This window comes from Streptomyces sp. NPDC053750 (genome assembly GCF_044544295.1).
GTDB lineage: Bacteria > Actinomycetota > Actinomycetes > Streptomycetales > Streptomycetaceae > Streptomyces.
The window spans coordinates 28,589-36,530 of the sequence record NZ_JBITXB010000035.1; the positions used below are offsets into that span (position 1 = coordinate 28,589).

The 7,942-nt window shown below is 68.6% G+C and carries 8 protein-coding genes; 5 read left to right on the forward strand and 3 right to left on the reverse strand.

The features are described 5' to 3' along the window. The 4 genes from ACIGO6_RS39960 to ACIGO6_RS39975 all read left to right on the forward strand — a co-directional run. Positions 1 to 436, forward strand: a 436-nt coding sequence (locus ACIGO6_RS39960; RefSeq protein ID WP_399885436.1) for a hypothetical protein, incomplete at its 5' end; no start/stop codon positions are given. Positions 437 to 1,332: 896 nt separating this feature from the next. Then, positions 1,333 to 2,451 carry a DUF6192 family protein gene (locus ACIGO6_RS39965; protein ID WP_399885438.1) on the forward strand — a complete coding sequence of 373 codons (1,119 nt, stop codon included), beginning with the start codon at positions 1,333 to 1,335 and terminating at the stop codon, positions 2,449 to 2,451. Between the two features lie 3 nt (positions 2,452 to 2,454). After that, entirely contained in the window at positions 2,455 to 2,883 is a 429-nt protein-coding gene (locus tag ACIGO6_RS39970) for a RacP protein (RefSeq protein ID WP_399885440.1), read from the forward strand. A 51-nt stretch (positions 2,884 to 2,934) separates the two neighbouring features. Further along, complete coding sequence (locus ACIGO6_RS39975; protein WP_399885442.1) at positions 2,935 to 3,792, forward strand: IS5 family transposase; 858 nt, start codon at positions 2,935 to 2,937, stop codon at positions 3,790 to 3,792. Between the two features lie 158 nt (positions 3,793 to 3,950). On the opposite strand, the gene ACIGO6_RS39980 is transcribed toward ACIGO6_RS39975, so the two are convergent. Both ACIGO6_RS39980 and ACIGO6_RS39985 read right to left on the reverse strand, forming a co-directional pair. Next, positions 3,951 to 4,361, reverse strand: coding sequence for a hypothetical protein (locus ACIGO6_RS39980; RefSeq protein ID WP_399885444.1), 411 nt, complete (start codon positions 4,359 to 4,361; stop codon positions 3,951 to 3,953). Then, on the reverse strand, positions 4,345 to 5,508 hold the full coding sequence (locus tag ACIGO6_RS39985) for a hypothetical protein (RefSeq protein ID WP_399885446.1): 1,164 nt from the start codon (positions 5,506 to 5,508) through the stop codon (positions 4,345 to 4,347). The genes ACIGO6_RS39980 and ACIGO6_RS39985 overlap by 17 nt, the downstream gene beginning before the upstream one ends. A gap of 366 nt (positions 5,509 to 5,874) precedes the next feature. Here ACIGO6_RS39985 and ACIGO6_RS39990 point away from each other — a divergent pair, with 366 nt between their 5' ends. Next, entirely contained in the window at positions 5,875 to 6,336 is a 462-nt protein-coding gene (locus tag ACIGO6_RS39990; protein ID WP_399885448.1) for a hypothetical protein, read from the forward strand. 134 nt (positions 6,337 to 6,470) lie between these two features. Here the strand turns inward: ACIGO6_RS39990 and ACIGO6_RS39995 are convergent, their stop codons facing one another. Then, positions 6,471 to 7,553 (reverse strand): hypothetical protein, encoded by a 1,083-nt coding sequence (locus ACIGO6_RS39995; RefSeq protein WP_399885450.1) that lies wholly within the window; start codon positions 7,551 to 7,553, stop codon positions 6,471 to 6,473. Positions 7,554 to 7,942: the final 389 nt, after the last annotated feature.

Sequence of the window (7,942 nt, forward strand, 5' to 3'; positions counted from 1 at the left end):
CTTCGCTGCGGCCGGCGGCCGTCTGTACGGGCTGAGCCCGGATCGGTCGGGCGTGTGGCAGTGGACGGGCAAGGGCGACAGGTGGGTGAAGGTGGGCGGGCCGGCCCAGCAGCTCCACGAGGGGTCGGTCACCCTGCTCGCCACCAGCCCCGGCAGCGGCGACATCCACCGCTACGACACCCGCACTGGCCGGTGGAACCGCATCGGCGGACCGGGCAGGACATTCACTGCCCAAGGAGGCCGCATCTACGGACTGAGCCCGGACCGGCTGAGCATGTGGCAGTGGACTGGCAAAGGCACCCGTTGGACCGGATCGGCAGCCCCGCAGCGCGATCCTGAAGATCCCACCACGTTCGTCCTGTCGTGCTCGACATCCAGAACCCTGCTCATACGCCCAGCCGGGATCAGTCTTGCGGGACCAGCTTCCCCCGTTTGAGGATCAGTGTCCCGTCGCAGGCGGCGGCGACCTCCCTGGAGTGCGTCAGGTCTGGGCCTCGCCATCGTGAGGTCCACGCACGCGGCCACCACGGCACCGTGACGGCACGGGCGCGCGCCACCGGCGGCCTCCTCGTACGGGTCGAGCTGCCGGCACGGCAGGAGACACCGGCCGACTGAGCCACCGATGCGGAAGGAAGCGGAGCGCGGGCACGGTGACGTGGCCGCCGGTCACAGTGAGGTCGAGGCTCGCCCACGTTCCAGGCCGGGCAACGGGCGAGGAGTCGGCGGCGCCTTCGATGACTGGCACGAGGCCGTCACCGACTTGCGGGATGCCCACGTAGAGCGGGCGCACGGAGACGTACTGAGTGCCTGTTTTCGATCCCCGGTTTTGGGTAGCTTTGGGCCCTAGGCTGGCTGGGTGTCCGAGGACGCCAGGGAGGCCGGGGAACGAGTGTGCGGTGGCTGTGGTGAACCGCTACGGCCGGACGCACGGCCCGCTGCCGTGTACTGCTCGGCGGCATGTCGTGCGAGGCAGTGGCGCCGAGACCGCCGGTTGCGCAAGCGGGTGGCCGCTGAGTTGAGCGGTGCTGGCCGGGCCGAGTGTCCCGAGTGCGGGGCGACTTGGGTGGCCGGGGTGGATCGGCGTTCGAACGCCGTTTACTGCTCGCGGCGGTGCGTCACGAGGGCCTGGCGGGCCCGGAAGGAAACGTTCCGCGAACGGTCACAGTGACCGCATCCTGAACGCCTCCGGATCCCAACTCCGCTCAGCCTCTGGTCAATTACGGTCGTTCGTTGTGATCGTCGTATTTCCAGTCTGACTCTCGGTCGAGAGCGGGGCGGGTCCCGCCGCGGCCGAGGGGTCGTGCCCCGGCCCCGCGGTGGGTGGTGGATACCATGCCCCAAGAGATCGAGAATGCCGACAAGGTCGGCAGTGTCAGCGCGAACCGGTACGCGGAGATCGTGGCCGAGCTGCGGAAGCTGGTGGAGACCGCCAGCCGGATCCAGTTCACGGTCGGCGACCACGCGCTCGAGGTCGAGCCGATGCGCGAGTCCGGCGGTCAGGAGCGGAGCGACTCGCTGTTCACGGTCAAGGAGTCGCTGTTCCGCCTGGCCGAGGACATCGGACTGTCCTACGCGATGGTGGACAAGGCCCGGTGGACCGCGTCGAAGTGGCCGAAGGACCGGCGGGTGTCGGGAGTGTCGTTCACGGTCCATCAGATCCTGGCCTCCATCGCCGACGACGAGGAACGGTTCGCCACCATCCTCAACCCGCCTGAGGACAAGTCCCGCTGGACGCCGGACGAGGCGAACCGGAGGGTCGGCCGGCAGGTCGTCAAACCCGTCACCCCGCAGGAGAAGGTCAGCGCGATTCACACCCTCGCCCAGGACGAGGAGGTCGCCGCCACCGTCACCGGTGATCTGCTGCGGCGTCCGGCGGTCGTCGCGCAGGTCAAGGACGAGGACAAGGTCCGGGCGGTGGAGGAACTGACCCGGGAGGACCAGGTCGCGGCGGCCGTCGCCCCGGACTTCCTGCGCCGCCCCGCGGTCGTCGCCCGTGTCGCCAAGGCGGACAAGGTGAAGGTTGTCGAGGAACTGACCCGTGACGAGCACGTCGCCGCCGAGGTGACCACCGGCCTGCTGCGCAGGCCGGACATCGCTTTCAAGGCGATGTCCGACGACACCGCGCGCCACCAGGTCAACCACGCCCAGGCCGAGCGGGGCCGACAGGCTCGCGAGCACTTCGAGAAGACCAGCCCCGTCGCCCCGGCGATCCGCAACATCGACCGGTCGGTGGAGTTCCTGGACCTGGTCACCGCCTGCCACTCCTTCGTCGCGGCGTCCGGCCGCGTCGTCCCGGGCCTGCGCGACCGCCAGCTCGGCGACGACGAACGCACGATCATCCATGAGAATGTCGCCCGGGTCCGGGCGACCCTGGACTGGATCGAGACCGCGGTGGACACCGGCAAGGTGGACGTCGACGGCGAGCTGGCCAAACTGCTGCAAGGTGAGTAGGCAATGCCCCGCGCTTCCGAGCGCAGGTCACCCGCCGCGCAGCGACACGCCGACACTGTCCGGTTCGTGCTCTTCGAGGCCCGCCCGGCCGGTCTGACCTTCCCCCAGCTGGTCAGATCCAGCGAGCTGTCGCCCCACCAGACCCGTTCGGGCCTGGCCTGCCTGCGGGACATCATCACCGAACGCGGTTGGCCGCCCCTGATCTGGACCCTGAAGGACGGCTACAAGTTCTGCGCCGACCCCGCCGAACTCCAGGCATACGAGGTCGCGGTCATCCGCGGGAAGCTCACCGAGATCCGCCGGTTCATCACCGGGACCGTCGCCCCGCACGCGGTCCTGCAGCCCAAGGGCCGGTGGATCAAGCCCCTGAACACCCAGCTCAACTCGGTCGAGTCCACGCTCGACGTCATTGCCGACTTCACCGACGCCTGACCGGCCGGGCCTGCCGCGAAGCGGCCGGCCCGGCCCCCTTCCAGGGAGGCAATGTTGCCGCGCAGGCGCTGCTACCCCTCCGACACCTGGGACGACGAATGGGCCCTGATCGAACCACTGCTGCCGACCCCGGCCTGTGAGACCCCGGTCGGCGGCCGTCCGGAGAAGCACCCCCGCCGGGAGATCGTGGACGCGATCCGCTACGTCGTCGACACCGGATGCAAGTGGAGGGCGCTGCCCAAGGACTTCCCGCCCTGGCGCACGTGTTACGGATTCATGGCCCGCTGGGCAGCCGCCGGCGTCATCGGACAGATCCGTGACCAGCTCCGCAAGCGGATCCGCCGCGAGATGGGCCGGGCCCCCGGAGCGGTCGCCACCGTCATCGACTCCCAGTCGATCAAGGCCGCCGACACCGTCGGCAAGGACTCCCGCGGCTACGACGCCGGCAAGAGAATCAACGGCCGCAAGCGGCACCTGGTCGTGGACACCAAGGGCCTCCCGCTGTTCGTCATGGTCACCCCGGCCGACATGACCGACCGCAACGCTGCCAAGGAAGTGCTGTTCCGGCTGCGGCTGATGCACCCCGAAATCACCATCGTCTGGGCCGACTCCGCCTATGGCGGGCAGCTCGTGACCTGGGCGAAGACGTACCTGAACCTGATGATCAGGACCGTCAGCCGCCCGAAGAACGTCCCCGGGTTCGTCGTTCTGCCCCAACGCTGGGTCGTCGAACGCTCACACGCCTGGATCATGCACGCCCGCCGGCACGCGCGCGACTACGAACGCCTCATCCAGCACTCGGAATCGCTCATCACCTGGGCCGCGATCACCCTGATGACCAGGCGCATCACCCGCCGAAACTCCCGCAGAAGCGGACAGCCGGCCTCCCGCGAGGCCCAACGCGACTGATCGTCCCGGCACTGACGGTCAGCAGCCCGACCAAGAGGTCACCGGGCCCTCCGGCCTCATTGTTGCACCACCACGACGGCTCCACCCCTGACAGTGAGGATGGGTGTGGCAGTTCTGGCGGGTCTGACTCGTCCCTTGACAGGGTCGAGGGTCCGCTGCTATGGCGTCCAGCTCAACGACACCGATACACCACCGGGGAAACTGACCCCGATCGAGAAGTCCAGGGCACCCATGTTGCTCGCGACCCACCGCAGCGGACCACGTAGCCGCCCACACATACGGCGCAGCCGAAGCGGAACATCCGCATACCAACCCGCATGACGCATCGCGCTGTGCTGACCGTACGTCTCCAGCACCACATACGACATCAGGCCAGCCCAAGCTTCCACCATGGCCAGGACGTCCTCCGCCTCCGCGTCGCGGGCGATCTCCCCCTCGGCCTCCTGATCGCTGACGTACTCGTGCAGACGCTCCTCGATCTTGCGCAACGCCTCCAGGCAGCTGCCTTCCTCCGTGAACTGCCAGTTCTCGATGAACTCTCTCCGCATTTCCTCAGGCGGTTCTTGCATGATCAAAGCTCCTTACGCGATTCTCGAAACTCTGAGGTTCCCCCGCTGCGCGGGTGTGGCTGACTAGCTGGTCAAGGTGGGGGATGCGTAGTTTGAGCAGCCGGGCAAGCCGGATGCGCTCGCTCGGGGTGGCCCACGCCTGACGGCGGTCGAGGAGCTGGACGGTGGCGGTGTCGAAGTCGGCCCCGGTCTGGCGGGTGCGGGTGATCGCGCTCAGAAAGAAGTCCAGATTCGCATTGCCCGGCGTACTGGTCGGATCTGTCCCCGTGCCTCCGTCCGGGGTGGTGCCGAGGAAGGCAGCGGCGAAACTGGGCAGCGGGTTGGCCGCGCCGGGCAGCACGTTCCTGGTCGAATAGGTCAGCCGCTGCAGGCCGCGGGCGTCCCGTGTATTCAACAGCGCCACCAGGCCGGTGTTGATCCTTCGGGACAGCTCGGTGCGGCTGGTTGCCAGCTGTGGCTGTTCAAGGAGCAGCTGACCGTAGTAGGCGGTGTGCAGCGTCGTGTTGACGAGCTCTTCGTTGTCGTTGACCTGCGGGTCTTGGTGGAGAGTCTCGTGCGAGAAGACGGTCCCGAGCAGCCGGAAGTCCTCGTAGCGGAAGCGCTGGTTGAAAACGATCTCCGGGCCATTCGGGCCAAAGATGACTTGAGCACCCGCCGCCGGATTGGGCGGGGTGCCGAACGAGACGCGGTAAAAGACGCCGTCGCTGATCGTTTGGATGCTGGCCCGCCCGGGGCTGCCGGCCAGGGAAGCGAGGGCGGCGCGCAGGTTCGGATCCGGCACCACGGTGGTGATCTGCGAACTGCGGAAGACAGCAAGTCCCTCTTCAACCGCACGGTGGCCGCGTGGCTTGAGGGTGGCTTTGAGCTGGTGTACCAGTTCCCGGACGCTGATCACGCGGGGCGGCGCCGGCTGCATTGGCGGCCCCTGGGGATACGACTGTGTGTTCAGCAGGCCGATGTCGGTGGGTGGGAACGGCGGCTGGGCCAGCAATCGCAGTGCCCGACGATCTGAATCTCGGTCCGCCGGATAGGCGCTGGTCGTGCCCTGGTCAGCTGACGCAGGAGTGGCCGTCGCTAGGGGGACGGGCAGCAGCATTGCGGCGACCAGGGCCAGGGCGGCACCGCGGCGGGCGCTCAGTACGGTCATGTGATGTGCCTATCCAGCCGCATCAGGCGGCTGGGGCCACCGCGCCGCACCGCGACCGGGCATTCACCCACCTGGGCCCTCCCACAGAGGGAACCAGGAGTTGCCCCTTCAGAAACAGGTTCTGAGCGAGGTGGGGCAGGGTTGTCGGCATCACCGTACAAGTGGTGGGCGGCGTCGACAGCCTGCGGCATGAGCGAGCAGACGGGTATGCTGCTCCTGGCAGACAGCGCCTGCCCGCTCCGAGTCACGGTGGCCCACGTCCGCCGTGGCCGCGAAGACAAGGTTCTCCGAATCGCGCCCAACACTTCCGCCAGGTCATCAGACATCCATGCGGGGTGAACGTGGGCAGCCTCGCGAGGAGCACCGATGACCCAGAACCACCGTCAGAAGTCGTGGATTCGCGCTTTCCAGGCCGCCACCGGAACGACGTACTTGAACGCTCGCCGCCGCCAGCTCAACTGGCCGGCCCTGGCCGAGGTAATGGAGGAGCACGAGAGGCTCGGCAACTTCGGCATCGGCGTCTTCAACTCCCCTCGCCTGGCCGCCGAGCAGCGGCGAGCCCAACTCGCCATCGAGCGCGAGCACCTGCGCCGCAACGAGGAGCTGGTCGCGAAGACGGCCCTGTGGCTGCGCGACAACATCACGCCGATCAGGACGCCCACCGCCGACAGCTACGGTGTGAAGCACCTGATCGAGCGGGCAACCGGCACCTACCTGCCCAACGGCGTGCTCATCGCCTCCGCGTTCATCGTCGGGTACCCCTTCAGGTACGACCAGCCGAACGTGCGGTTCGGCATGAGCCGGCGGGACCTGAACAAGCTGAGGTGAGCGCGGCGCCGCCCTGCAGACCGGGCCCTCGGGCGTGTGCCGGGGCCCGGAAGAAGGAGTTCGCGGCGGCGGGCAACCGTGTGTACGTGCCGCTCGCGGAGACGGGCGGCAGGTCGGCCGGCTGACCTTCCGCCTCAGTGGAGGGGGGCCCGCCAGGCCACCAGTCCCGGCCGGTCCGCCTCCGCGAAACCCACCGCGAACGGCTTGTCGTCGTCGTCCGTCACCAGGTGGATGCTGCACTCCGTCACGCTGTCGCCCGGCGGAATCATCCGGGCGACCCAGTCGGACGGACAGCCGGGGATCTTCGTGTCGAGGACGAAGGGGGTCTTCCCCTGTATCTGCCGACCGCCCTCGGTGAGCAGGCGGACGCGGCCGGCCTGGTCGGCGTAGAGGTCCTTCGGCCCGGTGTTGGTGTAGGTGAGCGACACGTAGTACGGGACGCCGCGCCGCTCGTTCTCGTTGAGGTCGAGGTCCAGGCCCGCGAGGTCGGCCGCACTGCCCCTGCGTACGGACACCAGCGTGGCGGGCAGTTCGAGGACGCCGTCCTCGCGGGCGTCCCACCGGACGCGGACGATGTCGCCCGGCTCCGCCAGCCCTGCGGACGCCGCCTCGAGGCCGCCCTCGACGGGCCAGGTGGCGACCGCCCCGCCCTCGTCGGGGTAGCCGTCGGCGTTGTGCGTCAGCGACAGCACGCCGACGCCCTCGGGCAGCGCGTAGGTGACGCAGGTGGTGTACGAGTCGCCGGGCGCCAGCGTCTCCGGCGCGGTGTCCGCGCAGGGCAGGTCGACCCCGCCCGGCCTGCCGCCGCTGACGTAGACCTCCTCCCCGTGCGTCCAGTCGGTGCCGTTCAGGGCGAGGTTGCTGTCCACCATGTAGGCGGCGGGGATCTTCTCCCGGCCGGTGTTGCTGACCTCGAAGGTGAGGTAGTGGGGGACCATGCCCTTCAGCTCCTCGTCCACACGCGCTCCCCGCATGTCCTCCTCCGAGCCCCGGACCAGGCTCTTGACCGTGATCCTGACCGGGTACGACCGGTGGTCGGTGTCCGTGTGGACGACGTCCCGTGCGCCGGTCCGCACCGGCAGATCCGTCCAGGAGGCAGGCCTCTCCGCGGCTTGCTCCACGGCCTCGCCCGCGCCCTGTTCCCCCGCGCACCCGGCGAGAAGGGGTATCGCCGCCGCGCCGATGGCGGCCTTCTTGACGTAGCTGGACAGGCGCATGGATTCCCTTTGCCGCACAATGATCCGGATCCGACCGGAGGACCGACGCATCGTAGGACGTCACAGCGGAGGCGGAGACGGCGGGCCCGCAGCGGCCTCAGGGCGACGGCACGGTCAACGTCATCAGCCCGCGCTGCCGATTCTCGGTGACACCGCGGCAAGAACCCGCGGCTAAGCGCGGCCGGCGAGTGAGAGCACGAGGACATCACCATCCTCGACCACGTACGCCCCACGTCTTCCCTGACCTGGCCTGTTCTCCCCTTCCTTGATCACCTCGGGTACTGATGTGCTGACGCGTTGATGCTCCTATTGCTGTCAAGCGGCTTGAAGCCAGTCGCGGTAGGCGTGGGTGAGGTCGTCGTCCCTGCTGAGTCCTCGTTCGAGTCTGG

Coding starts and splice junctions, on each gene's coding strand:
- ACIGO6_RS39965 (WP_399885438.1), top strand. CDS start 1,333: ATGCCCCAAGAGATCGAGAATGCCGACAAGGTCGGCAGTGTCAGCGCG.
- ACIGO6_RS39970 (WP_399885440.1), top strand. CDS start 2,455: ATGCCCCGCGCTTCCGAGCGCAGGTCACCCGCCGCGCAGCGACACGCC.
- ACIGO6_RS39975 (WP_399885442.1), top strand. CDS start 2,935: ATGTTGCCGCGCAGGCGCTGCTACCCCTCCGACACCTGGGACGACGAA.
- ACIGO6_RS39980 (WP_399885444.1), bottom strand. CDS start 4,361: ATGCAAGAACCGCCTGAGGAAATGCGGAGAGAGTTCATCGAGAACTGG.
- ACIGO6_RS39985 (WP_399885446.1), bottom strand. CDS start 5,508: ATGACCGTACTGAGCGCCCGCCGCGGTGCCGCCCTGGCCCTGGTCGCC.
- ACIGO6_RS39990 (WP_399885448.1), top strand. CDS start 5,875: ATGACCCAGAACCACCGTCAGAAGTCGTGGATTCGCGCTTTCCAGGCC.
- ACIGO6_RS39995 (WP_399885450.1), bottom strand. CDS start 7,553: ATGCGCCTGTCCAGCTACGTCAAGAAGGCCGCCATCGGCGCGGCGGCG.